General features: G+C 50.5%; 29 protein-coding genes and 1 tRNA gene. 12 read left to right on the forward strand and 18 right to left on the reverse strand.

All coding sequences use genetic code 11. The annotated features are described in order from the left end of the window. Positions 1-153 precede the first annotated feature (153 nt). Complete coding sequence (gene fliB, locus NSP04_RS07615; RefSeq protein ID WP_257512264.1) at positions 154-1,371, forward strand: flagellin lysine-N-methylase; 1,218 nt, start codon at positions 154-156, stop codon at positions 1,369-1,371. 83 nt (positions 1,372-1,454) lie between these two features. On the opposite strand, the gene NSP04_RS07620 is transcribed toward fliB, so the two are convergent. Together NSP04_RS07620 and uvrB are read right to left on the reverse strand one after the other, a co-directional pair. Further along, complete coding sequence (locus NSP04_RS07620; protein WP_257511748.1) at positions 1,455-1,946, reverse strand: low molecular weight protein-tyrosine-phosphatase; 492 nt, start codon at positions 1,944-1,946, stop codon at positions 1,455-1,457. Positions 1,947-2,018: 72 nt separating this feature from the next. Beyond that, the gene (uvrB, locus tag NSP04_RS07625) at positions 2,019-4,082 is read right to left on the reverse strand and encodes an excinuclease ABC subunit UvrB (RefSeq protein WP_257511749.1); all 2,064 of its coding nucleotides are present in this window, start codon (positions 4,080-4,082) and stop codon (positions 2,019-2,021) included. Between the two features lie 235 nt (positions 4,083-4,317). Between uvrB and NSP04_RS07630 the strand changes: the two genes are divergently transcribed. Beyond that, a complete protein-coding gene (locus NSP04_RS07630; RefSeq protein WP_257511750.1) occupies positions 4,318-5,505 on the forward strand; it encodes a pyridoxal phosphate-dependent aminotransferase in 1,188 nt (395 codons plus the stop codon). Positions 5,506-5,626: 121 nt separating this feature from the next. Next, positions 5,627-5,702, forward strand: a tRNA-Asn gene (locus NSP04_RS07635). Positions 5,703-5,802: 100 nt separating this feature from the next. On the opposite strand, the gene NSP04_RS07640 is transcribed toward NSP04_RS07635, so the two are convergent. The 5 genes from NSP04_RS07640 to NSP04_RS07660 form a co-directional block, all read right to left on the reverse strand. Next, positions 5,803-6,219 (reverse strand): FKBP-type peptidyl-prolyl cis-trans isomerase, encoded by a 417-nt coding sequence (locus NSP04_RS07640; RefSeq protein ID WP_257511751.1) that lies wholly within the window; start codon positions 6,217-6,219, stop codon positions 5,803-5,805. A gap of 215 nt (positions 6,220-6,434) precedes the next feature. Continuing rightward, positions 6,435-6,731, reverse strand: coding sequence for an HU family DNA-binding protein (locus NSP04_RS07645; RefSeq protein WP_257511752.1), 297 nt, complete (start codon positions 6,729-6,731; stop codon positions 6,435-6,437). A gap of 328 nt (positions 6,732-7,059) precedes the next feature. Next, on the reverse strand, positions 7,060-7,488 hold the full coding sequence (locus NSP04_RS07650) for a GFA family protein (RefSeq protein WP_257511753.1): 429 nt from the start codon (positions 7,486-7,488) through the stop codon (positions 7,060-7,062). A gap of 61 nt (positions 7,489-7,549) precedes the next feature. Continuing rightward, positions 7,550-9,151 carry an alpha/beta hydrolase gene (locus NSP04_RS07655; protein ID WP_257511754.1) on the reverse strand — a complete coding sequence of 534 codons (1,602 nt, stop codon included), beginning with the start codon at positions 9,149-9,151 and terminating at the stop codon, positions 7,550-7,552. A 71-nt stretch (positions 9,152-9,222) separates the two neighbouring features. Further along, positions 9,223-10,119 (reverse strand): LysR family transcriptional regulator, encoded by an 897-nt coding sequence (locus tag NSP04_RS07660; protein ID WP_257511755.1) that lies wholly within the window; start codon positions 10,117-10,119, stop codon positions 9,223-9,225. Positions 10,120-10,217: 98 nt separating this feature from the next. Here NSP04_RS07660 and NSP04_RS07665 point away from each other — a divergent pair, with 98 nt between their 5' ends. Beyond that, the gene (locus NSP04_RS07665; RefSeq protein WP_257511756.1) at positions 10,218-11,087 is read left to right on the forward strand and encodes a sterol desaturase family protein; all 870 of its coding nucleotides are present in this window, start codon (positions 10,218-10,220) and stop codon (positions 11,085-11,087) included. Between the two features lie 13 nt (positions 11,088-11,100). On the opposite strand, the gene NSP04_RS07670 is transcribed toward NSP04_RS07665, so the two are convergent. The 4 genes from NSP04_RS07670 to NSP04_RS15030 all read right to left on the reverse strand — a co-directional run bounded on the left by NSP04_RS07670 (position 11,101) and on the right by NSP04_RS15030 (position 14,146). After that, complete coding sequence (locus tag NSP04_RS07670; RefSeq protein WP_257511757.1) at positions 11,101-11,691, reverse strand: TetR/AcrR family transcriptional regulator; 591 nt, start codon at positions 11,689-11,691, stop codon at positions 11,101-11,103. Positions 11,692-11,696: 5 nt separating this feature from the next. Next, positions 11,697-12,527, reverse strand: coding sequence for an SDR family oxidoreductase (locus NSP04_RS07675; RefSeq protein WP_257511758.1), 831 nt, complete (start codon positions 12,525-12,527; stop codon positions 11,697-11,699). 61 nt (positions 12,528-12,588) lie between these two features. Further along, on the reverse strand, positions 12,589-13,818 hold the full coding sequence (locus tag NSP04_RS07680) for an oxygenase MpaB family protein (RefSeq protein ID WP_257511759.1): 1,230 nt from the start codon (positions 13,816-13,818) through the stop codon (positions 12,589-12,591). 88 nt (positions 13,819-13,906) lie between these two features. Continuing rightward, complete coding sequence (locus NSP04_RS15030; RefSeq protein ID WP_371825008.1) at positions 13,907-14,146, reverse strand: DUF2798 domain-containing protein; 240 nt, start codon at positions 14,144-14,146, stop codon at positions 13,907-13,909. A 208-nt stretch (positions 14,147-14,354) separates the two neighbouring features. On the opposite strand from NSP04_RS15030, the gene NSP04_RS07685 reads away from it, so the two are divergent. After that, positions 14,355-14,492, forward strand: a complete 138-nt coding sequence (locus NSP04_RS07685) for a hypothetical protein (RefSeq protein WP_257511760.1) — start codon at positions 14,355-14,357, stop codon at positions 14,490-14,492. Between the two features lie 72 nt (positions 14,493-14,564). On the opposite strand, the gene NSP04_RS07690 is transcribed toward NSP04_RS07685, so the two are convergent. The 3 genes from NSP04_RS07690 to NSP04_RS07700 all read right to left on the reverse strand — a co-directional run bounded on the left by NSP04_RS07690 (position 14,565) and on the right by NSP04_RS07700 (position 17,693). Beyond that, the gene (locus NSP04_RS07690) at positions 14,565-15,704 is read right to left on the reverse strand and encodes a glutathione-independent formaldehyde dehydrogenase (RefSeq protein ID WP_257511761.1); all 1,140 of its coding nucleotides are present in this window, start codon (positions 15,702-15,704) and stop codon (positions 14,565-14,567) included. Between the two features lie 112 nt (positions 15,705-15,816). Next, complete coding sequence (locus tag NSP04_RS07695; protein ID WP_257511762.1) at positions 15,817-17,154, reverse strand: ATP-binding protein; 1,338 nt, start codon at positions 17,152-17,154, stop codon at positions 15,817-15,819. Then, on the reverse strand, positions 17,151-17,693 hold the full coding sequence (locus NSP04_RS07700) for a heme NO-binding domain-containing protein (RefSeq protein ID WP_257511763.1): 543 nt from the start codon (positions 17,691-17,693) through the stop codon (positions 17,151-17,153). Before NSP04_RS07700 ends, NSP04_RS07695 begins: the two co-directional genes overlap by 4 nt. Positions 17,694-17,879: 186 nt before the next feature. Here NSP04_RS07700 and NSP04_RS07705 point away from each other — a divergent pair, with 186 nt between their 5' ends. Continuing rightward, positions 17,880-18,302 carry a hypothetical protein gene (locus NSP04_RS07705; RefSeq protein WP_257511764.1) on the forward strand — a complete coding sequence of 141 codons (423 nt, stop codon included), beginning with the start codon at positions 17,880-17,882 and terminating at the stop codon, positions 18,300-18,302. Here the strand turns inward: NSP04_RS07705 and NSP04_RS07710 are convergent, their stop codons facing one another. Continuing rightward, positions 18,303-20,006 (reverse strand): acyl-CoA dehydrogenase family protein, encoded by a 1,704-nt coding sequence (locus NSP04_RS07710; RefSeq protein WP_257511765.1) that lies wholly within the window; start codon positions 20,004-20,006, stop codon positions 18,303-18,305. 164 nt (positions 20,007-20,170) lie between these two features. Between NSP04_RS07710 and NSP04_RS07715 the strand changes: the two genes are divergently transcribed. Next, positions 20,171-20,494 carry a hypothetical protein gene (locus NSP04_RS07715; RefSeq protein WP_257511766.1) on the forward strand — a complete coding sequence of 108 codons (324 nt, stop codon included), beginning with the start codon at positions 20,171-20,173 and terminating at the stop codon, positions 20,492-20,494. Between the two features lie 76 nt (positions 20,495-20,570). Next, positions 20,571-20,774, forward strand: a complete 204-nt coding sequence (locus NSP04_RS07720) for a YjfB family protein (protein ID WP_257511767.1) — start codon at positions 20,571-20,573, stop codon at positions 20,772-20,774. 9 nt (positions 20,775-20,783) lie between these two features. Here NSP04_RS07720 and NSP04_RS07725 read toward each other — a convergent pair whose 3' ends face one another. Beyond that, the gene (locus tag NSP04_RS07725) at positions 20,784-21,389 is read right to left on the reverse strand and encodes a TetR/AcrR family transcriptional regulator (RefSeq protein WP_257511768.1); all 606 of its coding nucleotides are present in this window, start codon (positions 21,387-21,389) and stop codon (positions 20,784-20,786) included. A 128-nt stretch (positions 21,390-21,517) separates the two neighbouring features. Between NSP04_RS07725 and NSP04_RS07730 the strand changes: the two genes are divergently transcribed. The 3 genes from NSP04_RS07730 (at position 21,518) to NSP04_RS07740 (ending at position 24,646) form a co-directional block, all read left to right on the forward strand. Further along, the gene (locus NSP04_RS07730; protein ID WP_257511769.1) at positions 21,518-22,660 is read left to right on the forward strand and encodes an acyl-CoA dehydrogenase family protein; all 1,143 of its coding nucleotides are present in this window, start codon (positions 21,518-21,520) and stop codon (positions 22,658-22,660) included. Between the two features lie 113 nt (positions 22,661-22,773). Continuing rightward, positions 22,774-23,928 (forward strand): DUF1615 domain-containing protein, encoded by a 1,155-nt coding sequence (locus NSP04_RS07735; protein WP_257512265.1) that lies wholly within the window; start codon positions 22,774-22,776, stop codon positions 23,926-23,928. Positions 23,929-23,950: 22 nt separating this feature from the next. Next, the gene (locus NSP04_RS07740; RefSeq protein ID WP_257511770.1) at positions 23,951-24,646 is read left to right on the forward strand and encodes a PA4824 family protein; all 696 of its coding nucleotides are present in this window, start codon (positions 23,951-23,953) and stop codon (positions 24,644-24,646) included. On the opposite strand, the gene NSP04_RS07745 is transcribed toward NSP04_RS07740, so the two are convergent. Next, positions 24,630-25,442, reverse strand: coding sequence for a sulfite exporter TauE/SafE family protein (locus NSP04_RS07745; RefSeq protein WP_257511771.1), 813 nt, complete (start codon positions 25,440-25,442; stop codon positions 24,630-24,632). The two genes, NSP04_RS07740 and NSP04_RS07745, sit on opposite strands and share 17 nt — an antisense overlap. Continuing rightward, positions 25,439-25,792 carry an ArsR/SmtB family transcription factor gene (locus NSP04_RS07750; RefSeq protein WP_257511772.1) on the reverse strand — a complete coding sequence of 118 codons (354 nt, stop codon included), beginning with the start codon at positions 25,790-25,792 and terminating at the stop codon, positions 25,439-25,441. The genes NSP04_RS07745 and NSP04_RS07750 overlap by 4 nt, the downstream gene beginning before the upstream one ends. A 95-nt stretch (positions 25,793-25,887) precedes the next feature. On the opposite strand from NSP04_RS07750, the gene NSP04_RS07755 reads away from it, so the two are divergent. Continuing rightward, positions 25,888-26,637, forward strand: a complete 750-nt coding sequence (locus tag NSP04_RS07755; protein WP_257511773.1) for an MBL fold metallo-hydrolase — start codon at positions 25,888-25,890, stop codon at positions 26,635-26,637. The last annotated feature ends 86 nt before the right edge of the window (positions 26,638-26,723 follow it).

Below are 26,723 nucleotides of genomic sequence, written 5' to 3' on the forward strand. Positions count from 1 at the left end.
ACTGTTTTACTCAAGTATTCAAACCAATGGCGGCGATAGGGAAAACCTTGGTTTGCCAGCTAAAACGAGCGGGGTGGGCTGATTGATGCGGGGGAGTTTTATACTAGAGTTTCACGGCACAATAAACTGGTATGAACCGAGTTGGCATTGATGATGACGCAGAACAAACTGTTACACCCACACAGTAATGAACCCGTTTTGGTGCCCAAATATGTCACGCGATTTCAATGCACTGGCGCTGCGTGCCCCGACACTTGTTGTTCGGGGTGGAATGTTGCTGTGGACCGCGCCACGCACGATGCTTATGTGCAATGCGATCACACTGATTTGTCACCGAAATTAAAAAAATACATTCAGGTTCACACGGCGCCAACAGAACGCGCAGCATCCACAATTACTCGGGACGAAACCACCGGGGATTGTCATTTCTTAAGCGATGGCTGGTGCAGCATACAAAGCACCTTGGGAGAAGACTGGCTTAGCAACACTTGCTCAAGCTTCCCCAGGCTGAACGTGAGGTTGGGCGACACCCAGTTTCAATCGATGTCATTGTCTTGCCCTGAAGCGGCCCGCTTGGCTTTGACAGACCGGGATGCATTTGATTTTCAGGCCCCTGTTTTGCACATTCGTCAGCAGGATATTCACGAAGTCGTCAGCCCATGGGCCTTAAGCGTTGAGCAAATGCAGTCTATTCACACCTTTGCATTGCAGGTGGTGCGAACCACCGATCTTAAATTGTGGGAAAGGCTGGTGTGCCTGGGCTTGCTTTGTGAAAACCTGGGAGGCTATTTCAAAGCGAACAACTTCGATGGGGTCGATTCCGTTCTTGTGGGCATTGAGGAGCTGATTTGCAGTGGCCAGGTCAGCGAGCTAACCCAGCCATTTGAAGCGGCGCATGGAATTCAGGCTGACTTTTTCAGGTCGCTGTGGCTGCTGGGGCGCAATCCGCATGCAAATGCCTATCAGCTCGCCTTACAAAACACGGTTGATCGCGCTGCGAATACCGAAGCACATACCCACCATTACATTGCCGGGTTAAAAGCCTTGGATGCTGTGCTGGAAAACAGCCACCCTTTGCTTGAACATGCTGTGCTGAACGACATGCTTCAAGACCTGTTTCCATTCAGCGGTGCAGAGCCCATGCACAACTTCCTGAAATTGGTCACGCGGTTTGGGTTTTTGCGCTGGATATTGGCCAATGTGTGTTTTGAGTTGGGTGACAAGGCGACCCTGGACGACCTGGTGCAGTCAGCCCAGCAGTTTTACCGCAAGTTTCGGCACAACCCGGCCTTTGCCAATGCCCTGCATGAATCGCTGAGCAAGGCAGGGTGGTCTACACTCGACAAGGCAATCCCGATATTAAAAGCCTGATAATGACAAAACCGCCGGCGATTTTGATCAATCACCAGCGGTTTTTGTATTCAATACCCGCAAAAGAAGCGGGTTAATTCTGTTTAAGCAGCAGCGAACTGGAACACGCGCTTGCGCAACACTTCCAACAAGCCGGTGCAGCTGTCTTCAATGTAGTTCAATACCGTGTCAAAGCCGTCGGGGCCGCCGTAGTAGGGGTCGGGCACGGTGGCTTCGTCATGTTCAGTGGCATAACGCATCATCAACTGAATTTTGTGCGCATACTGGCGTGGGCACTGCTGTTGCAACAGGCTCATGTTGTCCCAGTCCATGGCCAGAATCATGTCACTGTCGCGGAAATCATCGGCAGAAACCTGGCGAGAAATCAGGGCAGAAATGTCGTAGCCACGCTTGCCAGCAGCAGCCACAGCGCGGGGGTCGGGTGTTTTGTCAAGGTGGTAGGCGTGCGTACCGGCTGACTCAACGGAAATTTCATGGTCAAGGCCTGCTTCGCTTACCATCTGCCTGAAAACGCCTTCCGCTGTTGGTGAGCGGCAGATGTTTCCCATGCACACAAACAAAACTTTGCTTTTCATATTGGCTTCCTATTGTCCTGAACCCATTAAAGTAAAAACGCTTAAAATCTGTGCCGCCCGGCAATACATTACCTAGGCGCTTCGTTTGGCGTCAAGCGATGTCACATTCGAATCGCCTTTGCTGCCAAACAACTGTTCTTTCAACAAGCCCAACTGGTCGCGTGCCTGGGCGGCTTTTTCAAACTCCAGGTTCTTCGCGTGGTCCAGCATGGCTTTTTCGAGCCGCTTGATTTCTTTTGCCAACTGCTTTTCACCCAGCGGGGCAACTTCCATGGCCTTGTCGGCCTTTCGTTGCTTGGAAGCGTTTGGATCGAACACGCCATCAATAAGTTCCTTGATCTGCTTGTTCACGCCTCGCGGGGTAATGCCGTTTTCTGTGTTGAACTCGATTTGCTTGTTTCTGCGGCGGCTGGTTTCGCCAATCGCCAATTCCATGGAATTGGTGACACGGTCTGCATACAAAATGGCTTTGCCGTTCAAATTTCGGGCAGCGCGGCCAATGGTTTGAATTAAACTGCGTTCACTGCGCAAAAAGCCTTCTTTGTCGGCGTCCAATATTGCAACTAGGGACACTTCCGGAATATCCAAGCCCTCGCGCAATAAATTAATTCCCACCAACACATCAAATTCGCCCAAACGCAGGTCGCGGATAATTTCAACGCGTTCTACTGTGTCGATGTCGGAGTGCAAATAGCGCACCCGAACACCGTTGTCGCTGAGGTAGTCAGTGAGGTCTTCTGCCATGCGCTTGGTTAACGTTGTAACCAATACTCGATCGCCAGCGCGAGTTCTTTCGTGAATCTCGCTGAGCAGGTCATCGACCTGGGTGGTGGCAGGGCGCACCTCAATCACGGGGTCGATAAGACCTGTGGGGCGCACCACTTGTTCAACCACTTGGCCAGAATGTTCTTTCTCGTAATGCGAAGGCGTGGCTGAAACAAACACTGTTTGCCGCATTTTGGACTCGAATTCCTCGAAACGCAAGGGGCGATTGTCCATGGCAGATGGCAGGCGAAAGCCGAAGTTAACCAAAGTTTCCTTGCGGGAACGGTCTCCGCGGTACATACCACCCAGTTGCCCAATGGTGACGTGGCTTTCGTCAATAATCATCAAGCCGTCTTTGGGCAGGTAGTCGATCAGTGTGGGTGGCGGCTCGCCTGGCGCTGCGCCCGACATGTGGCGGCTGTAGTTTTCAATACCCTTACAAAAACCGAGCTCGGCCAGCATTTCCAGATCGAATCGGGTGCGCTGTTCCAGCCGCTGCGCCTCAACCAGTTTCCCGGTTTTCACAAAGAAATCAAGCTGTTGCCGCAATTCATCTTTAATGGTTTCGATGGCGCGCAGCACGGTGGCGCGGGGTGTTACATAGTGGCTGCTGGGGTAAATCGTGAACCGCGGCAGCTTTTGGCGAATTTTGCCCGTTAGGGGGTCGAACAGCTGAATACCATCTATTTCATCGTCGAACAGGTCAATGCGCACGGCCAATTCAGAATGCTCGGCGGGGTACACATCGATGGTGTCGCCCCGAACCCGGAATGTACCGCGAGTGAAATCCAGGTCGTTTCGCTTGTACTGCATGGCGATCAAGCGCTTCAGAATGTCGCGTTGGCTGAGCTTGTCGCCATGGCGAATGCTGAGAATCATGGCGTGGTAATCGGATGGATCGCCAATGCCGTAAATACAGCTGACCGTGCCTACAATGATAGTGTCGCGCCGTTCCAGCAGGCTTTTTGTGGCAGAAAGCCGCATTTGCTCAATGTGCTCGTTGATTGAGCTGTCTTTCTCAATGAACAGGTCGCGGCTGGGTACATAGGCTTCAGGCTGGTAGTAGTCGTAGTAGCTCACGAAGTATTCCACCGCATTTTTGGGGAAAAATTCGCGCATTTCTGCATACAACTGCGCAGCCAGGGTTTTGTTGGGGGCAAGCACAAGGGCAGGGCGCCCGGTTTGTGCGATCACATTCGCCATGGTGAAGGTTTTACCTGAACCAGTGACACCTAGCAGAGTTTGAAACACTTCGCCGTCGTTCACGCCCTCAACCAGTTTTTCAATCGCGGTCGGTTGGTCGCCTGCCGGTGAGTAGGGCTGGTACAACTCGAACGGACTGTTGGGGTAACTGATGAATCCTGGGGCCATGTTAAACTGCAAGTCGTGATGCAATGCAACCACAAAGCACGGTGGTTTTGGCCGATGATCACCCTAACGGGTTGAACCTTCTGGCCAATGCCGTAGAATTACGGATTGCATCATTGGGCTGATGGCTGCAGAAACTTCGCAGCGTTTTGTGTTAAGCCAATCTTGCATTATCGTTGGAAATTGGTTTTATTTCCAGACTTGACTTTTTCTTTTTTCACTCCCACAAAACGGAATCATGCTTTCAAATCGCGCACTTACGATCAAACCTTCCCCTACACTTGCCGTGACAGCCAAGGCGGCCCAACTGAAAGCCGAGGGTAAAGACATTATCGGCTTGGGCGCTGGTGAACCCGACTTCGATACTCCCGACCACATCAAAGAAGCCGCCAAAAAGGCAATTGATGCCGGTTTTACCAAATACACCGCCGTGGGCGGTACCGTTGGCCTGAAAAACGCCGTAATCGCCAAACTGAAGCGCGACAACGGCCTGGAGTACAAGGCCAACGAAGTGGTGGTGGGTGTGGGTGGTAAGCAATGTATTTTCAACATGATTTTGGCGACCATCAACGATGGTGACGAGGTGGTTATTCCTGCACCTTACTGGGTGAGCTACGCCGACATTGTTGAAATTGCCGGTGGTGTGCCCAAGCTGGTGTTTGCTGGCATTGAGCAGGGCTTCAAGATGACCGCTGCCCAACTGGAAGCGGCCATTACCCCCAAAACAAAAATGTTCATGATCAACAGCCCCAGCAACCCCACTGGCGCTGTTTACACCAAGGCTGAACTGGCTGCATTGGGCGAAGTGCTGTTGAAGCACCCCAATATTTTGGTGGCCACCGATGACATGTACGAACACATCAACCTGACCGGTACACCGTTTGTGAACATTGTGAACGCCTGCCCCGCTTTGAAAGATCGCACCATTGTGTTGAACGGTGTTTCCAAGGCCTACAGCATGACCGGCTGGCGAATTGGTTTTGCAGCAGGCCCAGCCAAGCTGATTGATGTGATGACTAACTTGCAAAGCCAGTCCACTTCCAACCCCACTTCGATTTCACAAGTGGCCGCGGAAGCTGCCCTGAATGGCGACCAAGATTGCTTGAAGCCTATGGTGGCAGCGTTTCGTGAGCGCAACGAGTTTGTGACCAAAGCCTTGAATGCCGTGCCCACCATTCAGTGCTTGAAAGCCGAAGGTGCTTTTTACGCATTTGTTGATGCACGCAAAGCGATTGAAAAGCTGGCGGCTGAAGGCAAGATCAAGGCGGCCAATGATTTGGAATTGACTGCTTACCTGCTGGAAGCGGGCGTTGCGGTGGTGCCTGGTTCTGCTTTTGGCGCTGAAGGTTACTTCCGCATTTCATTCGCGACCAGCATGGGCAACCTTGAAAAAGCATGCGAGCGCATTGCGAAATCGCTGGGTTGAACACAAGTTGCCTAAGGATTAAGCAGGCGGAAACGTTTTTGTCATTCATTTGCCCAATTGGGTGTTAATTGGGTCAATAAGGGTTGCGCAAAAAATTTTCGCTGCTATAATCTCGGCTCTTTCCCCGATAGCTCAGTCGGTAGAGCGACGGACTGTTAATCCGCAGGTCCCTGGTTCGAGTCCAGGTCGGGGAGCCAAATACCAGAAGGCCCACAGCAATGTGGGCCTTTTGCTTTTAGTTCCGCAAAACCCGAATAGTTCCGCAATTAATGATTCGCCACAAATGGCCCTGGTCGTTCAACGTTTAATCTCCAGCAGCTCCACCTTGAACTTCAACACTGAGTTGGGAGGAATGACGCCAGCTATACCCCGTGCGCCGTAAGCCGTATCGGCTGGACAAGTCAGCGTTGCTTTGTCACCCACAGACATCTTGCTTACGCCTTGCGTCCAGCACGGTATTACTCCACTCAAAGGGAAGGTGGCCGGGGCGCCTCGTTTGTAAGAGCTGTCAAACACGGTGCCATTGCCCAAAGAACCCTCATAGTGAACACTCACGGTCGAGGTATTTTTGGGTTTTTGCGCACCCGTGGATTTTCCCTCAATTGCTACGATGACACCCGAGGGTAGTTTGATCTCCTCGGCAACAGCAGTAGCCGGCAAGAGCCACAACGGAGACAGGACAGAAACTGCCGACCAAATCATTGTTTTTTTCATGTTGAACAAATCACTTTTAGAGGTTGAATAAGCAAGGTTAACGTGAATCGCCCCGCTTTCCCTTCGCACTTTTATTAAATGGGGAAGCCATCGTCTGGAGATGAGCTTATCGAGGTGTGAGCACCAAAAACAAACCCCCGCCAAGTATTCACCGGCAGGGGTTCGAAACCGAAACTTGGAAGCAACGGTTTAAGGCATGAATTACGTGTCTTGATTTATTTCTTTTTCTTCGCAGGCTTTGTGTTTACCTTGGTCTTAAGGCTTTGGCCTGGAGTAAATTTTGGTACTACGGCTGCTGCAATCTTGATGGTTTCGCCAGTGCGTGGGTTACGGCCTTCGCGGGCTGCGCGCGCACCGGTTTGAAATGTACCGAACCCGACCAAAACAACTTTATCGCCATCGGCCATTTGCTGGCTCACTGTGTCGATGAAGGCATCGAGCATTTTACCGGCCGCAGCCTTGGAGCATTCGCTTTTTGTGGCAATGGCTTCAATCAATTCGGTTTTGTTCATTGTTTATAATTCCAAAGAGTTAATGAGCGTTAGTAAAATGCCACGGAAAACCGCATGTAGCAAGGGGTTCAGGCCGTTTTAAGCCAAATTATTTGAAAGTTGATATCATCAATTTGGGAAAATCGGCTGTTTTTGAAATGCTTTGTGAGTTGAGTCCGTTTTTTTGAGGTGATTCACCACGCTCAAAGAATGTTAATTGCGACTTGATGTGTGTGGTCTTGTGGGGCGGGCTTCTGCTGGCTAATCGTGTAAGGGATTACCTTTTGAAGGCTAAAAAAGTTTTTCAGAAGTTGTGGTTGTCCATAGCAAATACTAAGCCCTTTTTCTTTTACTGCTTACCGGGTCTGAATGGCGGTGCTTTGGGAAACTGGAACACGCCTGAAGGAATTTCCACCTCGGGCGCTTTCTCGCTGGTCCACACGTGGGCCATGGGTTTGAATTCGAAAGGTGGCTCCAGTTTGTCTACAGCTACACCCATCAGACCAGTCAGCGCATCCACCTTGGCATAAACAAAATCGTTGCACCGGCTACATTGGCGGTATTGCTTGGGTTTGCCAGAGCCGCCTTTCATGTTTACTGCCTTGAATTCGCCTTGAGCACATTGTTCTTCGGTTATAAAAAAAGCGGCCTTCGCGTAAGGCATACCGCTGACGATTTGGCAATCCCGACAATGGCAAACCAGCTGTGCGACTGGCGCTTGGGTAAAGCTGACGGCCAATTGACCGCATTGACACTTTGCGCGATAGGTGTTGTTCATTTAGGGATGCCCACAATTAAGCGATCAAATGGCATGGGGTGCCACGAAACAGCGTGCTGCCCTAGGGTGTGGTTGATTTTTTTGGGTACTTCATCCGAATATCCTCGCTGAAAAACAACTGTCCATCCCGCGTTGAAAATTTCCGCGCACTTGCGAAATGGAAACTCATGCGTTCTGCCCAACGCGCGTCGTCGAGCAGTCGAATATCCGCATCATCAAAACCGGCTTCTCCAGGGTTTTTCAGATAGCGGTCAAACCACGCCAGGGTGTAGTGGGTGATCATGGGTTTGGCCCAGCCACCTTCACACGCATTGTTGTCGGTATTGGGGCACCAGGAACTTGCTGGCAGGGCTGGGCCGGGAGAATAGTCCAGGTGCGTACTGCCAGCGATGGTGACGTTGAACACGGGTACATTGGCGGCCGCCCATTCCTTGAAACCATTCAAGTGTTCATCCCTGGGCGTTTCGCGCACAAATGGTGCCGGGGTGAAGCCGTATTCGGAGGTGAAGCCAAGTGCTGGCACGCGGGGGCTGACGGGTGGAGCACCTGCCGGGTTCACCAAAGTGCCCAGCGGCAGGGTACCAGTTGCAGTTTCTGACGCGATCAGGCTGGTCAATGTTGCAGATGCTGGGGTGTTGCGCGAACCCAGTGCATCCCAGGCCACGATCGCTTTCACTGGATTGGTTTTGCTGAGCAAGCCAGGCCACGGCATGCTGTCTGCTGCGCCAAAGCTTTGTACCCAGGTAACGCCCGCTGCACCATACGAATGACCCGCCGCGCCGATGCGTGTTTCATCCAGTTGCTCGTGAAACGGGTTGAAAGCCTGCGTACGTGTGGGGTAGGTGCCCATGCAGCTCAATTCATGCGGGTATGGGTTTGAGGGTGACGACATTAAAAAATCAATGTCATTCACCAGCCCTTCATAGAACACAGCGCCATTGACGTTGCCACCTTGCTCGCCAGTGGGCGTCGAGAAGTCTGACAAACCCTGACCGCGAGGGTCGTTGGTCAACACCATGTAGCCGGCGCGTACAAGTTCTTGCGCAGCCCACCAATACAGCGCTTCATTGGCTTGAACTGAGCCGTTCTTGATGATGACTGCGGGCAATTTACGATTGCCTGTGTTTCGGGGCTTCCAGACTTGCCCGGTGATGCGTGCACAGCCTTGGTCGTAATACACCACAGGAAGTACCTCCGCTTGCTGGGTATAGAACACATCGCCATCTGGTCCGTTCACGCCGGGGTATCTGAAGGGGTCCCCCACGCACGGGCCGGCTCCGCTGGCGCACAGTGGAGTCAAGCCAGTGTTGCCAAAGGCAGGCGGCAAAGTCCAACTGGGGTCTTGGAGGCTACGTTGCAACACAGTCTGAATATTGACAGCGGTTTGTTGCAATTGCCTGGCAACGAATGCAGGCATCAACTGCTCCACATTGGCTTCCAGCGTTCTTGTAACGTTGCTTAGTTCACATTGAAGCAACTCCGCCGAAGGGTAAGTGGCGTTGTCGCAGTTTAAATCCAGTTCAAGATTCGCGTTGTTCGCGGAAATTTGTTGTGCGGAAGCGCTGCCTTGTGGCGCGGTAGACGTTGATTCTTCAGAGCCGCATGCGGCCAGAATGAATGCACATGCAATGGATACAAAGCGAGCAGCAGCGTGGTGATTCACAAAATTGTCTCAATGTGCGTGTTGTTGAATGTGTTACCCCAAAACACTTCAAACAGATTCGACACGCGAAACTAAATGACAGTCTGTTTGAATTGTGCGGTGGCGTAACTGGCCACCGGCGAGCGCACACGATTGCTCAAACTCACAATCGAAATGTTTGAGAACAGTGCTGGAAAATCGGTGATGTTCAGCTGCACAAGCTGCTGCTTATCGATCCATGGTTTGGCGGCCAGGTCGGTAGAGGCAACCACCGTGTTGGTGTTCAACGTCAGTTGATGCAACAAATTCACGTCGTCACATTCCAGTGCCAGTTGCGGCAGGTTTCGATTGCTATGTTGCAGCAGTTGCCTCAAACCATTCTTAAGCGGGTCGGGCAACTTCACCGAGGCAATTCCGTATTCCCACGCTTGCTCAAAAGTATGTGCGCCGCTGGCCAGCGGGTGACCGACCCGTGCGTAAAGATGGCCATATTGCCGCATCAAAGGCTCTAATTGCAGGTAGGGCGCAGTGTCAATGTCGCCGGTGTCGGCCACGAAAAACTCAATTTCCTCTTTGAGCAACATGGCCAGCAACTCGGCAGGGCTTGCAATCTCTGTTTGCAGCGCGACTTTTGGAAATTCATTGCGGATATTTTCAATGACGCCACGAGCCAGTGTGGCGCAGGGAAAAGGGCCAACACCAAAAGCAAGTTCACCGACTTCACCGCGTTGGTACAAATGAATATCGCGTTGAACGGCGCGCGCTTCCAATACCAACTTCCGTGCCCGATCAATTAAAAACTGGCCAGCTGGGGTGGGGCGTATTTCTCCACTTTTACGTTCGAAAAGAATTAACCCGGTTTGCCTTTCCAGTGCTTGAATACTTCGGCTGAAGGCGGGTTGGCTAAGGTGTACTTTGTCGGCCGCTTTGGCGAAATGTCGGGTTTCGTCAAGCGCCAGTAGGTGTTCTAGCTGGTTCAGATTCAGCATGTTAATGCGCTCCATGCATCGAAAGTTCACCAATTATGCATTGGACGTATTTGTGCGGCAAGGTTAGATTCTGTACATACCTATAAAACGAGACACACATGGACGCATCGCAATTTCAGAATATGTTGATTGGTATTGCCATCGCTGGCTTTGCATTGATGGAGTTTGCTAGCCGCCGTTATCAAACCACGGTGCAGGCCACAGCCAATGACACCAAACTGGATTTGCTGGTTTTCATCAGTGTGGTAGCAATTTCCCAGCCTTTGGCAATACTTGTAACCCAAACCATAGGCCAAAACTGGTTTGCGCAGTGGCAGGGTGTTTGGGCCGATTGGCCTTGGTGGGCCATGTTTGGTGTCTTGTTGCTTGGGGATGATTTAACCCAGTACCTGTGGCACCGCGCATCGCATTCGCCCTTGTTGTGGCCACTACACCGCGCGCATCATTCTGCGCAGTACATGAGCGTGCGCATGACCTTTCGCAACAACTTCTTTTACTACCTGATGATGCCCGGTTTGTGGATTGCCGGTGTACTGCTGTTTCTTGGTTTTGGTGGCTGGGTTTATGCGCTTTACCTGACCATCAAAATCACGATTATTCTGGGTGCACATTGCGCCTGGCGGTGGGACGAGCCTTTGTACAAAATCAAGGCTTTGCACCCGGTAATGTGGGTTGTAGAGCGCACTATTTCAACGCCCGCAACACATTGGGCGCACCACGCCCTGACCAACAAAGACGGTATTGGTAATTACACTGGCAATTTTGGCAACATGCTGTTTTTGTGGGATGTGATTTTTGGCACTGCGCACATTACGCGCAAATACCCCGAGCATATTGGCTTGATGGACGACCGCATTCATGGGCAGGAACACTGGGCCCAACAAATGTTTTACCCCGTTATCCATTCCAAGCGCGCCGATTCAGCTTTGCGCTTTGGTGGCACGATTTACGATGAAAACAAGCAGTAATTCAATGGCTTGGTTACGCGTTTAAATAACTGATCACCATTTCGATCAATTCAAGGGTCAGCTCTTCATCGGTGATGAAAGGGCTGGGTTCGCTGATTGCGCGAATCATGGTGAATACGATTGAGTTAGCAATCACGAAACTTCGAATTTGAAGCCTCTCCGGATTATTTGCCAACGGATTTTTCAGCAAATACATTCGCATGAAGTCGAGCAGGGTGTCTTGAAGCAGGCGCACCACATTGTGCGTTGGCAGCTTGTACCAGTTGCGTACCAGTTCAATCGCCAAGCCGTCATCAGCCCTTAAAAAAGCCATACCAAAGCGCACTGAGCGATCCACCATTTCGCGCAAGTTGGTGGTTTTTTCCAGCACCAATGTATTCAAGCCATGTTGAAGTTTCAGGGTTACATCCTCTAGCAGCGCTTCGACCAAATCTTCGCGCGAATCGAAATACTGATACAGCGACCCCACGCTGACACCGGCATACCCCGCCACATGGTGAGTGGTGAATTTGTCCATGCCCTGTTCGCGAATGGATTGTGCGGTGGCCTCAACCAAGCGCGCCACCAGTTCTTTAGACCGCTGTTGCTGCGGAATTTTGCGCATGGGTTCTAGAACCTACCGATGTAGAAGTCCCGCTGAATTTCATCGACACGTTCCGGATTGTTGGCGTATTTGGTGAAGTCAGTAACACCAGTTTCACGCAGCACTTCTTCATCCAGCCAGCTTACTTTCGATGAAAACTGTTTACGATTGCTGATCAACTCAAACGCTGCATCGGCCATCACGTCAGGCTTACGCGACACACTCAAACCCTCTTCGCCACTGAACATGCCCACCGCGGCGGTGGCAATTAGTGTGGCTGGCCAAAGAGTTTTTACCGCAATGCCTTTTGCTTTCACTTCCTGTTGAAATCCCATACTGAGCAGAGTCATGCAATATTTTGTGGAAGTGTAGGGAATGAATGCGCCTAGCCAGCCTTCGTCCATGTTCAAGGGCGGGCACAAGTTCAACACGCTGCCTTGGCTGGCTTGCAGGTAGGGTAGACATTCACGCATGGTAATCAGCGGTGCGCGGGTGTTCAATGCATGCATCAAATCGAATTTTTTCGTCTCGGTGATTCCCAGTTGGGTAATCCCTAAAAAGCCCGCATTGTTCACCAGCAAATCGATGCCGCCGAAGTGTTGTACGGTGGCTTGAATGGCACGTTTGATCTGTTCTTCGTCTCGTACATCGGTGGCCACAGGCAAGGCTTTGCCACCGGCTTCAATCACTTCCTGTGCCACAGAATGAATGGTTCCCGGCAGTTTGGGGTTGGGTTGGTCTGATTTTGCGGCAATGGTGATGTTGGCCCCTTCACGCGCCAGCCTTAGAATGATTTCCCGACCAATTCCACGGCTGCCGCCGGTGATGAACACGGTTTTATTCGTCCAGCTTCCCATATTGCCCCACAAAGTTATGATTCAAACGATCGTTCAGTTTAATACGACCCATTGTTCGTATTCAACTCGCGTTCATCGAAGTAAGGGTTTTTGATTGAGCAACTTGACGCTGGTGAAGCTCTGCAACAGCAATTTCCTGCGCTCGTCGGCCTTGCAAAATTTGACGCTTCGATATAAGTGGTATGCAACGTTGGGCCAAGTGGGTGGCGGCACGCAGAGGTACCATCATCAACGCAATGAAAGGTCCCCATGGTGCTTTCAAGCCAAGCTTGTAGAACATACCCGGGCCTAACAGGTACCACGATGAACTTAAATGTTTGTGATGAGCAAATTTTCTGCGAAGCGTTTGAAAGTTTGAATAATTGCGGCTTAATGGTTCGCCGGCCAAGGCGCTGGCCAATCGTTGTGTGGACTCATCGGGAGGCGAATGGGTGAACAAGAACTGGCGCAGCGCCACCAATGCCTCTTGTTCGGTGTCCACTAACCATTTTTCCTGAACACCCATTTGCCAGCCGATCAGTTTCCACAGTTGCATTACCGAACGTGAATTGCGGGCCGTTACCACAATACCCATCTTTCGCAGGCCCAGCAGCATGACCGCACTGAAGCCCAGGTAGGTCGCTGCCATGTCCACTTGGTTGATCGGCAATCCCCACTGGTTTGAATCCCATTGCGGGCTGTTGCGCAGTTGATGGCGAACCAAAGCATGCATCCATCGCACCCGAAGGGTTGTAATTGCGCCAAGGCCACCTGCGTGGTTGGCATTGGTGTTCACCACCTTAAGCCACCACTGCGCAGTACTTGCCAGCCGGGGGGCTGCGCCTTTTTCCAGTTCCCCAGTCAGTATCAGTGTTTTGTTGAAGGCCACCATCAAGTAGCCGCCCATCAAGGCCATATCACGAAGTACATCGGTTGCTGCACGCCCAGTGCTCTGAATGAATTGCACACCTTCATCCATCAGTTGCCAATCAACCCAATTTGGATTGATGAAAGTGTTTTGAATCAATATGCGAAGTTCGTTGCTCCCCTGAAATTCAAGAGGGTTTGCCGTTTGAAGCGCTTGATGAAATTCCTGCCAGTCCGGTTTTTGGGGAGAGGCTTGAATACGGGCTTGAACGTAACAATCCATCGCATCGTCACCTGCAAACAGCCCCTGTTTTAGCGCCGCGTATTCGGCAGTGTTGGGTGCAAATTCACGACCCAGTACTTTCTTGATTATCCATGGGGTGTGAATCTGAGTTTGCTCGAATTGCCTGAGCCTGCCGGGTATTACAGTTTCGCAGTCGTTCATGATTTGGAATGAGCAGTGTTGAAGTACTCAGACTAAAGCGAATTTTTATTCGCATTCAAGTCGCATTCCTACAGAACTTGTCAATCCTCTAATTCAATATGCGGGCAGAAATTTGACGTGCGATTGGGGCGAGTAAATAAATAGCTGGTACCGCTGCAAGGTAACCGATGAGATAAGTTTTTCCCCAGTTTTGAAGAAAGTTGTTCCCAAAACCAAAATTGCTGGCTGTGGTCACGAAGGTCACAATGCCCACCATGAGAAAACCCATGATGAGTGCAAAAACCAATCGAAATAATTTGTCCGTTGGGGCTGAATTGACTGCGTTCATTTTCAGTTTGTGGTGATTTGATTAAAGTATTTTAGCGGCATTTGATTCGTGGTGCCTTCAGGGTAAATACCCTGCTGAAGCCCTGTCGAGGACGATTGCCGATTTATTTTCTCGTCCAATGCGCGAAGCCGAACAGAAGACTTTGGACCAACTGGATAAGGTGAATGCACGGTCGAAGGTATCGACTGCCAACTTAAAGGAGCACACCATGCAATACGTAACCGATGGTCAAAACAAGGACAACCAGGACAAGCAAAGCCAGAACAAAGACGGCCAGGACAAGCAAGGCCAGAGCAAACAAGGTCAGGATAAGCAAGGCCAGAACAAGCAAGGTCAAAACCGCTGATAGTTGCGGTTAAATAAAAAAACGCCTGGCAAATGCCAGGCGTTTTTTTGTCAGCACTGTTTTTAGGGCAAGTTACTTTCCCGGTTTAAGCACTACTTTTGTCCAGCCATTTTTGCGCTCATTGAAATTGGCGTAGGCTTCGGGTGCGTCAGCCAAAGGCAGTTCATGCGACACAATCCATGAGGGATTCACTTTGTCGTGTTCAATCAACCGACTTAGTTTTCGGTTGTATGCTTTAACGTTTGCTTGGCCGGTGCCCATGCTTTGGCCCTTGAACCAAAATTGCCCGAAGTCGAAAGCGATTTGCCCTTTCTTGGCTAACTTGTCGGCTGCGCCAGGGTCTTCGGGCAAAAATACACCCACCACGCCGATTCGGCCAGTGGCCTTAACCGTTTGCACCAGGTTATTCATGGTCAGGTTCGGAACTTCCTCGCGGTGCATATTGCAGCATTGATAACCCACGCACTCGCAGCCACAATCGGCACCTTTGCCGTCAGTGAGGGCCATGATTTTTTCCACGCCGTCGCCTTCAGTGTCGTCGATCGGAATTGCCCCCAGTTTTTCCGCAAGTTGTAAACGGTCTTTGTGGGTATCCACCACCATCACTTGGCTTGCACCTTTTAATGTGGCAGCACAGGCAGCCATTAAGCCAACCGGGCCTGCACCGTAGATAACAACGTTGTCGCCGGATTGAACACCAGCCAGTTCTGTCGCGTGGTAACCGGTGGGGAATACGTCGGAGAGCATAACGTAATCATTTTCTTTTTCTTCGGAATCCCTGGGTAATACCAGGCAATTGAAGTCGCCATAGGGCACACGCAGATACTCGGCTTGCCCGCCGCTGTAGGGCCCCATTCCAGCGAAACCATACGCGCCACCTGCACTGCCCGGGTTCACTGTCAAACAATAGCCGGTTAAGCCTTTTTCGCAGTTTGCACAAAACCCGCAACCTATATTGAACGGAAGGCAAACGCGGTCGCCCACCTTAACGCGGTCAACGGCGGGCCCCACCTCAATTACTACACCCAGATTTTCATGGCCCAATATACGGCCCGATTCCATGTCGGTGCGTCCTTCATACATGTGCAGGTCAGAACCGCAAATGTTGGCACTGGTAATCTTCACCAGTACATCGGTTGCCCGTTCAATTTTCGCGTCCGGTACTTCGTTGACTGATACGTCGTGTGGTCCGTTGTAAACAAGCGCTTTCATGGTGTGTCCTCAGTAGTTGACAACCAACCTTAAAGACTCACCACGGCGGGCGCTGTACGTTACCGCACCCAGAATTTTCAAATGTAACAATGCCTTGGCAAACAACATTGACTTACGGGAGGTTTCGCATGAACTCACAAAACTTTTCAAATGACAATGGCTTTTCTAGAAACATGTTCATGCCTGCAGCCATGCATTTTTCTTTGTCCGCTTTGAAGGCGTTGGCGCTGAGGCCGCAGACGTAGGGTTGTTGAATGGGTAATTCTCGAATGTGACGGGTGGTATCCAGCCCATCCATATAAGGCATGACCAGATCCATGAATACCAGGTCGTAAGGACCTTTGTTTTGAATGGTCTGAATGGATTCTTGTCCGTCACAGGCCAAGCTGGCATCGATTCCGAAGCGCTTTAAAAACGATGCCATCAATGTGCGGTTTACCAAATTATCGTCAACCACCAAAACGCGCAGCCCTTCACGATTTCTTGGTGTTGGCACGGCGTTGCTTGTGGTTTGGGCGCTCGACGAGTCATTGCTTGTGTTTGGGGCACAAGCCAGTGTGACATTGATCTTGAATTCGCTGCCTTCACCGGCTTGGCTGCGCGCCGTCAATTCACCGCCCATGGATTCGATCAGTTTGCGGGATATGGCCAGGCCCAAACCTGTGCCGCCAAACTGTTTGTGAATGCTGAAATTGGCTTGTGTGAATTCATTGAACAGAGTCGGTATTTTTTCAGCGTCGATACCGATCCCGGTGTCTTTGACAATGATTAGAATCGCCCACCGATGATTTTCGTCTCTCACCGCTTTTGAGACAATATGAACTTTCCCTTGCAGTGTGAATTTGACCGCGTTGGACAATAAATTCGACAGCACCTGGCGAATTCGGGATTCATCACCCAGCAAGCGTGGTGCCAAGTCTGATTTCGATTCCCATGTTAGATGTAGATTTTTCTCTCGAGCCAATGGTTTGTAAAGCTGCACCACGCCGCTGATTACGTCATTGATCTCTAACGGTTCAAGTTCAATGTCGAACGCGCCAGAATCAATTCTGGATAACTCAAGAATATCGTTAAGCAGTCTAAGGAGTGAACGTCCGCTCGAGCGAATAATTTCCGTTTGACTTGCCTGCTCCGTATTTAAGGGCGACAGCACAAGCAAATCGATCAAGCCCAACATTCCATGAAGTGGGGTTCGGATTTCATGGCTCATTAAGGCCAAAAAATGTTGTCGAGCGAGTACTCCAGCCTCGGCTTTTTGCAGCGCTTGAGTTAACTCCGCGGTTCGCTGTTTGACCTGTGCTTCAAGGTCTTGAGTCAATGCAGCGAGGTTCTGGTTGCTTTCATACAGGCTTAGACTTTTTTGCTCAAGAAGTTGCTCCGCTTCCAGGCGGGCATTTTTCTCTCGCTCAAGCCGCTTTCTCAAGCGCAGTATTTCATCCTGATCATTCATGGATTCAAGCGAATTTTGAAAAGGACTGCATTGTATCCTTCCTCCCACACTTCCATGGTCACTGTGCCCATTGAGCCAAAGTGCGCCAAGCAACCTTTTATCAGACCAAGTGCCAATGGAGCCAATCCCCTCTTGGAGCGGTATTCAAGTTCAAGCGAGTTTGTAGACTTCGCCACGGTGTTGAAACTTGGTAGTTCAGCTTCTGGGTATAGCTTCAGTACTTCCTTGTGAATGACCAACTCAACTTGGGTCAGGAAATGAAGAGGGCAGGTATGATCCACAAAAAGATTGGGATACAGCAAGTGAAAACGTTTGAACAAGTGGAACCCAAACTTTTCCAGCAAGTCGGCTGCAGGCAGGCCAGAGCGCTTGCTCAGTTCAGTGACCAATGTCTGCATTTCTGAATAGTTGTAAGTGCCAACCGACGTGTATGCTCCACAAGAAGGCAAATCGCAGGCGTCGATTAAGTCATCCAGAAATTTTTCACCTTGGGTTTGTTCAATTAAACCAAATAGCTCAGTAAAAATTACGCCTTTCATCGTGAAGGCCCGCCAGACTCTAAAAAGTAATAAAAGAGGTTAGCAGTAATTTTGTGAATTTAAAGAGGGAAAAAGAAGTAACAAATCCATTTGTTCTTTGTTTCCACCCTTCTTTTCCTTTTTTCAACAGGAGCATGAGATGAAATCAAGACACTCCGTAAGCATGCAGATAAAGGCGCTGAATTGATGCCTTATCGTGTGGCTGTAGAAAATCGCAGTGTTGCCGTATTCAACACTGGCAGGCATGTGCTGGTGGATGCGTCCGGCGCAGGGCAGGGCCGCTACTGCATGGCGGCCGTGTGCATGGAAAATGGCAAAGTAGTGCAACTGCAAAGCCAGCCCTGTGATGCCTACAGTTCTGTTTTGGCTGAGCAGGAAAGTATTCAGTGGGCGTTGACTTTGTGGCCCAATGCCCTGGTGTGGAATGATTGCATTCCTGCCCTTGAAGCGGTGTTGGCTTTAAAGCCAGAATTGCAAGGCAAGTTGTTTTGGCCCACCCCCCGCATGCGCAAACCCTTTCACGACCTGGCGCACAGCTTGTCGGTCAAAGCGCGCGACGTTGCAACGCCCAGGCAGTGGGCATCGGACACTTTTCAAACGCCAGCCTGACTACGCTTTTTCAATCGCCGGGTCGGCACGCTCAATAATCGCTTTGACATTCATGCCTTTGGGCAAAGCGCCGTAGTTGTGGTGCCCTTGCGCAGCAAGGCGGCTTGAACAGAATGCTTCGCCAACTGCAGCCGGTGCATGGCGCACCAGAAGCGATGCTTCAAATGCCAAAGCCATTTGGTCAACCATGGTGCGGGCGCTGTACTGCAAGCCGTGCATGTCTGCCGGGTTTAGTTGCATGAATTGTTGGTTCAAATTGTTCAGGTAGGTATCAAGAATGGCATTGCCGCCACGAGCTTTGTTCAGCTCTGCGTTGAATGCCATCAACACGGCGGGTGTTTTGCCGATGGCGCGCAGCACGTCCAAGCACTGCACATTGCCGCTGCCTTCCCAAATCGGGTTGATCACGCTTTCGCGGAACAAGCGTGGGTAAATCGAATTTTCCATTACGCCGCTGCCGCCAATGCATTCCATAATTTCATAGCTGTGCTGGGGTGCGCGTTTGCAAATCCAGTATTTGCCAACCGCTGTGGCCAGCCTGGCCAAATTGGCTTCATGTTCGTCGTTGTCTTTCAAATCAAGTGCGCGTGCCATTCGCATGGAAAAGGCCATTGCCCCTTCGTATTCCAGTTGCAGATCAGCCAGCACGTTTTGCATCAAAGGCTGATCAATCAACTTTGCGCCAAATGCTGCGCGTTGTTTGCAGTGGTGAATTGCATTGGCCAGGCCAGCACGCATTAGGCCAGCAGACGCACCCATGCAATCGAAGCGGGTCAGGCTGACCATTTCAATGATGGTGGGCACGCCACGGCCTTCATCACCAATCAGCCAGCCTTGCGCACCGCGAAATTCCACTTCGCTGGACGCGTTGGATTTGTTGCCCATTTTGTCTTTCAAGCGAATCACGTTTAATGCATTTTTGGTGCCATCGGGCAGCCAGCGCGGCACAGCGAAGCAGGAAACACCGGCAGTGGTTTGCGCCAAAATCAGGAATACATCGCACATGGGGGCTGACAAAAACCATTTGTGCCCGACCAGCGAATACATTTGCCCGGCCCCGGGTTGGTTAACCGGGGTGGCCATTGTGCTGTTGGCGCGAACATCTGACCCACCCTGTTTTTCAGTCATGCCCATGCCAACGGTGATGAATTGCTTTTCATCGATGGGTACATTGCGGGGGTCGTAGCCACGGCTCAAAATTTTCGATTCGAAAATTGCGGCCACTTCAGGTTGCAGGCGAAAACTGGGAACAGAGGCGAATGTCATGGTGACCGGGCAGCCGTGGCCGGCTTCAACTTGGCTTTGCATGAATGCCTTGGCGCCGCGCACCACATGTGCACCTTCACGTGGATTGGTCCAGGGTTGGCTGTGCAGGCCTTCTTCCAGCGCTGATTTCATCAGCGCGTGGTAAGCACCGTGGTAACGAACAGAATCCACACGATTGCCGAATCGGTCGTGCGTGTCCAGTTCAGGGGTGTACTTGTTGGCCAGAAAACCAAGTTCCAGATATTCCGGTTTGCCGCATTTCTCGCCGAAGGCTGCAATCTCGCCCACGCCCCATTCACCACCTTCGCGTTTCACACCTTCCAGCAGCGCGGCGTCGGTGGTAAACAGGTTGTAGCTGTGCAAATCGCTGGCCACATTGTGCACCTGGTGAGTTTCACCCGCGATGGGTGTGGCTTGCAGTTCTTTGGCGGTTTTCATGGCGTGGTTTCCTGAGTATTTTTAAACACATTGACTTAATAATTACTTAAAAACTATAAATATGCAATTAGTTGTAACTATTTGATTGTAGTTAATCCATTTAGTGCTGGTTTTTTGTACAGCCCCATGGTAGAAAAGAAGTGCGTCAATCACGGAGAAACACCATGGCAACAACGCATCAAATTGAAATTGATTTGAACACTTTAGTGATGTTGGTCAATGAAGTTGCCAAGGAGGATCCGCTTGATTACGGCGACCTTGCGGTGGATGAAATGGCGTTGAGGCAATCTTGTTGCCTGGGCGCATTGAATATTCTTCAGAACGCAGCCATGTTTCAGGCCGAAGACCTGCTCTATGTGCTGCTCAGTTCCATGTCAAAACTCATTGAAGAAAATGTGCTGCTTCACGCCCAGAATGTGGAGCGTGGCGAGCAAATTCGCAGTGAGTTGGTGGTGCAAATTCTAGAGCGTGCCAAGAAGGGTCAGTGAAAACAACAGGGGAAACAAGTGCTTAAGTTTTTCTGAACGCTGCCGTTATGAAAGGTATCGATTCGGAGAACAGAGCATGGACGTTTCCCCAGCCGCCATGGTGAATGCCACGGTGCAAATGAAGCAGGCCCAAACAATTCAGCAAGGTCAAATTGCTGTGTTCAAGAAGACTATGGATATTGCAGAGTCGTCCGTTGCGCAACTGATTCAATCCATTCCTCAACCGCCACCCTTGGCAACCAGCGGCAGTTTGGGTACGCGCTTGAATGTTTACGCCTGAAAAGCGGGGTTAGGCTTTGGTGGCCAGCATCATGAAACTTTGCCGTGCAGCCTGTTCCAATTGCTTGCGGCTAAGGCTGGGGTCGTTGTCTTGCGCCAATTGTGACACCAGACCGTGAATCTGCACCACAATCATTGCGGCACGTAGTTTGTATTCTGCCTTGCTGATTCTGGGTTCAAGTCCATAAATCAACTTGAAGATTTCTTTTCTTTCCCTGGCATACACCGCTTCAACCAAACGTGCCGCAAATGGCAAGCGGTTCGATAATGCATAAATTTCTGCCAGCACACCGAAGGTTTCCGGTCGTCGAATCTCAATCAGAATCAAATCCACAATCGTTTTAAAGCGCTCAAGTTGACTTTTGTCGCTCATCGCGTTCATCACTTGCGCAACTGCTGCCTGGTAGTTGTCCATTACGTAGATCAGCAATGCTTCAACCAATGCTTCTTTGTTGCTGTAGTAATGTTGCACCGTGCTTAGCGAAATACCCAACTGCGTGGCCACGCCGCGCATGCTAAGCCCCGCATAGCCTTCCTCAGCCAGAATGGCTTGGGCCGTGCTCAAAATTTCCTGCGAACGAATTTGACCTTTGTCAGTGGTGGCGTGTGTGCTCATGGACGCTACTTTAACTCAATTAGTGCCCCCAATACGGATCTGATTATTGACAACCCGGTCACGTGACCTATAATCGAGTCAATGCAACCGGTCGGTTGACCTATAACTTTGAGAGTGTGAAGAGACAAATGAGATACCCCAAACCAAGCTGGATGAATTCCGATCTTGAACTTTACCGTTCAAATGTACGCCGTTTTGTGGAAGCCGAAATCAAGCCCAACCAACACAAGTGGGCCAAGCAACAGCACGTAGACCGCGAATTGTGGAACAAAGCGGGTGAAATGGGCTTGTTGTCGGCTGACATTCCAGAGGAATACGGCGGTGCGGGCGGTGACTTTACGCACATGGCGGTGTTGTTCGAAGAATTGGCTTACAGTGGCGACCGTTCATTTGGTGTGCATGTACACGCCATTGCAGCCCAATATATTTTGAACCACGGCACGGAAGAGCAAAAACAATACTTCTTGCCGAAAATGGCCAGTGGCGAAATGATTGGCGCGATCGCCATGAGCGAGCCCGGTGCAGGTTCGGATCTGCAAGGTATTCGCACCAGCGCGGTGAAAGATGGCAATCACTATGTGGTGAACGGCTCCAAAATTTTTATTTCCAATGGCTATTTGGCTGACGTCATTATTCTGGTTGTAAAAACTGACCCCAGCGCTGGCGCCAAAGGCACTACCTTGTTGCTGCTTGAAACCAAGAATGCAGAAGGCTTCAAAGTGGGGCGCATTTTGGAAAAAATGGGTCAGAAAGGGCAAGACACCTGCGAATTGTTTTTCGACAATGTGAGCATTCCAACCCAAAACGTACTGGGTGCCGAAGGCCTTGGCTTCATGCAGTTGATGGTGGAGCTGCCCTATGAGCGTTTGATGCTGGGCGTGGGTGCCATGGCGGCCATTGAGATGGCCATTGAAATTACTTTGGAATACACCAAGGAACGCAAGGCCTTTGGCAAATCGATTTTCGAATTCCAGAACACCCGCTTCAAAATGGCGGAGTTGAAGTCGCAGGCTGTGGTCGCGCGCGCCTTCATTGACAATTCCATTGAGAAACTGGTTGCTGGCAAGCTGGATGCAGCCACTGCCTCGATCGCCAAACTGCACCTTAGCGAACTTGAATGCAAAGTGATTGATGAATGCCTGCAGTTCTTCGGCGGCTACGGCTACATGATGGAATACCCGATTGCGCAAATGTACGCCGATGCGCGTGTGCAGCGTATTTATGGTGGTTCCAGTGAAATTATGAAAGAGATTATTGCCCGTTCGCTGTAAATCCAATCGACTTAGATTAGCTTTGGCAAAGCCCCAGACCAAATTCGGTTTGGGGCTTTTTTAATTGTGGCGATACAAGTATTCTTGGGCAGTCGAAATTCAACTTGACCACTGTGACCCTATTGCTTCGTGTGTTGCCGCTGCTTGTTCTAATTGTTCAAGGTTGTGCAAGCGTTCAAAAAGCAGACCCCTTGCCATCCGATTTGTCTGCAGACAAATCTGGGCGAACTGTTGATTCATGGAACAATTTAAGCGACTCGGAAATTCAGGGCAGGGTGCTTCGCCTGTTGCCGCCAGGTGTTGATCAGCCAAGGTCATGGGCTGAAGATTTGCAGTCGGTTTATCAGGCATTGGGAATTCCCAGCGCGGCATCAACTTATTGCGCAACAATTGCAGTCGTTCAGCAAGAATCTTCTTTCAATGCGCAGCCTGTTGTGCCGGGTTTGTCAAAAATTGTGCGCGCCGAATTGAATGAACGCGCATCCCGATTCTTAATTCCACAGACTTTGTTGAACAAGGCACTGGCACGCACATCGCCCACAGGGCACACCTACAACCAGCGAATTGACGCATTGCGAACCGAAAAGCAGCTGAACGACCTGTTTCAAGATCTGCTCTCTGAATTGCCTTTCGGGCGAAGCTGGCTGGAAGATTTTATTCCTGTTCGAACCGGTGGCCCAATGCAGGTGAGCGTGGCTTTTGCCCAAGACCACGCCGATGAGAATGATTACCCCTACCCGGTGCTCGGTAGCATTCGTGACGAGGTGTTTTCACAGCGTGGGGGCTTGTACTTTGGAAGCGCTATCTTGCTGGACTATCCTGTTGCCTACACCAAACCGGTTTACCGTTTCGCAGATTTCAACGCAGGGCGTTACGCAAGCCGAAATGTAGCGTTTCAGGCAGCTTTAAACCTACTGACCAAGCAAAAGCTGGCATTGGACGGAGACTTACTGATTTACAAGGGCAAACGCCCCTCTTTAACAGCAAGCCAAGTCGAGATGAGCGTGCGAGAACTGGCTGTAGAGCTGGGTTTGACCGAAAAAGAAATTCGAGATGATTTGTTGCTGGAAAAAAGCGCGGAGTTTTCAGACAGCAAACTTTACAACAGGCTTTTCCGCTTGGCCGAAGTAAAAACAGGCCGCGTGTTGCCCCGTGAACAACTGCCTGTTATTCAGCTCAAAAGTCCAAAAATTACCCGCAAGCTAAGTACAGCGTGGTTTGCAAACCGGGTTGAGACCCGCTATAACGATTGCATGGCCCGTCGATAAAATTTTCTGTTCCGGAGTTGATATGTTTAAGAAACGCTTGTTGTTGGCGCCAGTTTTCCTTTGTGTTTTAAACACGGCTCAAGCAGGCCGACCAATTGAAACCGATGACGCATCCGCAGCGGAATTTCGAACCTGCCAGCTTGATTTCTGGACAGAAACAGCCAAACAAACGCGTCAGGACAATTTCAATGGCGGGTGCAATTTTTCCGGGTCGGGTGAATTCAGCCTTTCGCTGGGCGAAGTGCACGGCAATCAGGAAGATCAATCCCTTCGCGCACTGGGTTATAAACACATTTTCCAAAATTTTAGCGACACGGTACCCGGCTTTGGGCTGGCCGCCAGCAAGGAATGGGGGCAACTGAAAGCGAGCAATGAATCCTCTCAAGAAACCCTGTTCACCGCCATTTCCACCGTGCCCTTGCTTGGTGAAAATTTGCTGCTTCATGTGAACTTGGGCTATTTGCAGTACAGCGACCAAGCATTGCAAGACGACGGCGTGTTCAAGGCCGCAGCACTTGATTATTCTTTCACTGAACGAATTGGTTTTTCTGTTGAGACTTATTCTGGCGTTGAAGACAGCTTGAGCTGGCGTCTAGGTGCCCGCTACACGGTGATTCCTGATTTTTTGCAAATTGATGCCAGTTATGGCAGCGATTACGGCACTTTTGAAGAATCTCGCGCATTCACAATCGGACTGGGTATTACGCCAAGTTTTTAATCAGCATCAGTCCGGCGACAACAAGGCACATTGCCCCAAACGCTTTTTTCAAATGCGGGGTGGGTAATTTGTCGGAAACCAATCGCCCACCCAACATGCCCGTTAGCGCTGCTGCTGAAAAGGTAATGCCAATTTCATAGTTGAACGCGCCAGCATTCATGCTGTTTAGAACACCGAAAGACGAAACAATCGCAATTACCGCCAGCGAAGTGACAGTAATCGATTGAACCGTCAAATTCGTGAATCGTTGGAGTGCGGGCACCAGTACAAAGCCACCCCCAACACCCAGCAAGCCAGATAAGAAACCTGCCGTGGCGCCAGAGAATATTAAGGCGCGCGCACAGGGCCATGTCCAGATAAAACGACCTGTCACAGGGTTGCGAATGCAGGGGCATTTGCTTTTTTCAGCATCGGGTGGAGCGTCAATCACATTCAATTCGGAATTGCCGCTGCTTCGAAACGCATTGAATGCAACCCACAACAGCACTGCAGCGAACGCAAGGCCCAATACTTTGGTGTCTACCCGTTGAGCCACCCAAAACCCCAAAGGCGACAACAGCAGACCCACAAAGCCCATCAACATGGCTGCCTTGTAGCGCACCTGCCCGGCACGCAAGCCTAGCGCAGCGCCCAAGGTGGCAGCCAGGCCAACCGCAAGCAGGCCTATGGGCGATACTTCCTGTACCGCCAGCCCTGTTGTAAACACAAGCAAAGGCACTGCCAATACGCCACCGCCGGCACCAGTAAGCGCCATGACCAAACCCACCAGTAAACCCAGCGCCAATGTGCCTATCATGCTGATCGCCCTGAACTGGCAAGTGCTTCCGGGGTGCAAAAGTGCACATACAAAACGGCCATTACATCAAGCGCGGCTGCGCTTTGAATCTGGTAGTAAACGTTTTTTCCTTCTTTGCGAGTACTCACCAATTCTTCTTCCCGCAGCACGGCCAGTTGTTGTGAAAGCGTGGGTTGTCGAATACCAGTGACATTTTCAAGTTCATTCACATTTTTCTCGCCTTGCGCAAGCTGGCATAGCAGTAGCAATCGGGCAGGGTTGCCCAAAGTGCGTAAAAAGCGGGTCGCCTTCGCAGAAGCAAGTTGAAGTCGCAGTAGCTCTGTGTTGGAGTCAGAATATTGCAGGGTCATTTGTTCAAAAAGCGGTTGTTAAGTTGGTTTATAAAATTATAAACTATAAATAGATATATTTATTTATGTTCATTGAATCATTTACCTAGGGACCTATGATTTTCAAACAACTCTTTGAGCCAGTGTCCAGCACCTACACTTATGTTCTGGGTTGCGAGCAGACCGGAAAGGCCGTCTTGATAGACCCAGTGGTGTCTGCAATAGACCGTGATCTGGACGTTATCAATGAATTGGGCCTGACATTGGCCTTTACTCTTGATACGCACATTCATGCAGATCACATTACCAGCGCGCTTGAATTGAAACGAAAAGTAGGCAGTCAAATAGCTGCGCCAGCATTTGATCAACTGCCTTGTGCCGACATTGCTATTGAAGAAGGCAGGCCATTTATTCTGGGCAGTATTCATATCGCGCCGCTGCATACGCCAGGCCATACAGCCGGACATTTTTCTTATTTGGCTGACAACTGTGTATTCACTGGCGATGCATTGCTAATTGATGGGTGTGGTCGCACCGACTTTCAAAACGGCGATGCACATGTTTTGTTCGAAAGTGTCAGGCAAAAGCTTTTTGTACTTCCAGACGATACCCTGGTTTATCCGGGCCATGATTACCAACACAGGCGTGTGTCTTCAATCGCGCAAGAGAAATCAAGAAACCCAAGATTGGGTTCGGGCAAAACTTTGGATGAGTTTGTAGAAATAATGAACACATTGAATTTGCCCTATCCAAAGTTCATCGATTATGCCGTTCCCGGCAATCTTGCCTGTGGTGTGTGCCCGAGCCATTTGCCTGATGATTTGGAAAGGTATTGTCGTCAAATCACCGAAAGCCAGCAAGGTTAGCTTATTGGTCAGCCAGTTCAAGAACTGCTTCTGTTTTTATATTCAATAACCTTGTATGCTCTGGGCTTGTACTTTCAACCCGTAAA

The organism is Limnobacter parvus (genome assembly GCF_024623725.1).
Classification (GTDB): Bacteria; Pseudomonadota; Gammaproteobacteria; order Burkholderiales; family Burkholderiaceae_B; genus Limnobacter; species Limnobacter parvus.